1 pseudogene is annotated in these 735 nt (G+C 28.2%); it reads left to right on the top strand.

Annotation, left to right across the window (positions count from 1 at the left end):
• A pseudogene (locus HMPREF3045_RS05380) lies at nucleotides 1-735 on the top strand (copper amine oxidase); the annotation flags it as partial.

Here is a 735-nt window from a genome sequence, read left to right as displayed (position 1 = left end):
GGAGAGAAACTAAAACAAGAAAAAGCTAAGTTAGAAGAAGAGATTAGAGATAAAGACAATAAGATTGCTCAATTAGATAAAGAAATTGAGGATCTTAAAAACTCCAATAAAGATGAACTAATAGCAGAAATTACTCAGCTTAAAGATGAATTAAAAAGATTACAAGATGAAAATGCAAAACTAAAAGAAGATTATTCATCTACAAAATGGGAGTTAGAAGCTGAGAAAGAAAAGACCGATAAAAACGAAAATAAAATCAAAGAAATGCAAGAAAAGCTTGAGTCTTTAGAAGGGGAACTTGCAAAAAAGACTAACGAAATTGATGATAAAGACAATAGAATTAAGGACTTAGAAAAAGCTCTTGATGAAAAAGATAATAAGATAAAAGACCTTGAGTCTAAAAGGAAAGAGACAGAAAATTCTAAGTCAGAATGCTGTAAGAAAATTGAAGAGCTTCAAAAGGCTATTGATAGTTTAAAAGAATCTTCTGAAAATACAAAAAAAGAATTAGAAGAGAAAATTAAAGGACTAGAAGAAAAACAAAAAGTTTCTGGAGAAGAAATTAAAAAGCTAAAAGAAGATTTAGATAAGAAAATCGAAGAAGCAAAGAAGTTAATCGAGGAAGCAAATAAAAAAGCAAAAGAAGAACTTGAAAAACAAGCTAAAGATGAAAAAGACAAAAACCTAAACCAAGACTTATCTAAGAAATTAGATGAACTTCTAAAACTCCAAAAA

Source organism: Anaerococcus sp. HMSC075B03 (genome assembly GCF_001815585.1).
Lineage (GTDB): Bacteria > Bacillota > Clostridia > Tissierellales > Peptoniphilaceae > Anaerococcus > Anaerococcus vaginalis.
Note: the sequence above shows the minus strand (reverse complement) of the source record. Positions and strands in the feature narration are given on the sequence as shown.